The 1,080-nt window shown below is 76.8% G+C and carries 1 protein-coding gene; it reads left to right on the top strand.

Annotation, left to right across the window (positions count from 1 at the left end; all coding sequences use genetic code 11):
- Positions 1–1,080 (top strand): cysteine--1-D-myo-inosityl 2-amino-2-deoxy-alpha-D-glucopyranoside ligase (gene mshC, locus ABEB16_RS19630; protein WP_345713888.1); only part of this gene is annotated, 1,080 nt, incomplete at both ends.

The raw sequence follows: 1,080 nt of genomic DNA, 5'->3' as shown, positions 1-1,080 counted from the left end.
CACCTCCACGACACCGCGACCGGGCGGCTGCAGCCCACCGGTCCCGAGGAGGCCGGCGGCACCGCCACCCTCTACGTCTGCGGCATCACGCCCTACGACGCCACCCACCTCGGGCACGCCGCGACCTACGTGACGTTCGACCTGCTCGGACGCGCCTGGCGCGACGCCGGGCACCGGGTGCGCTACGTGCAGAACGTCACCGACGTCGACGACCCGCTCCTGGAGCGCGCCGCCGCGACGGGGGAGGACTGGCGGGAGCTGGCCCGCCGGCAGACCGACCTGTTCCGCGAGGACATGACCGCGCTGGCGGTGATCCCCCCGGAGGAGTACCTCGGCGTGGTGGAGACCCTGCCCCTCGTCGTGGCCGACGTGCAGCGCCTGCTCGCCGAGGGCCGCGCCTACCGGGTGCCCGGCAGCGGGGGGGAACCGGACGGCGACGTGTACTACCGCGTGCAGCCGGACGCGCGGTTCGGTGCCGTCTCCGGTCTGGGCCGGGAGGAGATGCTGGCGCTGTCCGCCGAGCGCGGTGGCGACCCCGCCCGCCCCGGCAAGGAGGACGCCCTGGACCCGCTGCTGTGGCGGGTGGCGCGCGAGGGCGAGCCGTCCTGGGACGGCGGCGAGCTCGGCGCGGGCCGCCCGGGCTGGCACATCGAGTGCGCCGGGATCGTGCTGGACCGCCTCGGCGCGCCGCTGTCGGTGCAGGGCGGCGGCAGCGACCTGGCCTTCCCCCACCACGAGATGGGCGCGGCCCACGCCCGCGCCCTCACCGGCGGCACCGAGCTGGCGCAGGCCTACGCCCACGGCGGCATGGTGGCCCTCGACGGGCAGAAGATGAGCAAGTCGCTGGGCAACCTCGTCCTGGTCTCCCGGCTGCGCGCCGCGGGGGAGGACGCCGCCGCCGTCCGGCTGGCCATCCTGGCCCACCACTGGCGCAGCGACTGGGAGTGGGTCCCGGAGACGATGCGGGTGGCCGCGCACCGGTTGCAGCGCTGGCGGCTGGCGGTGCGCCGGGAGGCCGGTCCCGACGCTGACGGCCGTGACCGGACCGGCGCCGAAGCGGCGGGTCAACCGCTCCGAGGC

Origin of the sequence: Kineococcus glutinatus, assembly GCF_039542765.1 — a bacterium.
Taxonomy (GTDB): Bacteria; Actinomycetota; Actinomycetes; order Actinomycetales; family Kineococcaceae; genus Kineococcus_A; species Kineococcus_A glutinatus.
Note: the sequence above shows the minus strand (reverse complement) of the source record. Positions and strands in the feature narration are given on the sequence as shown.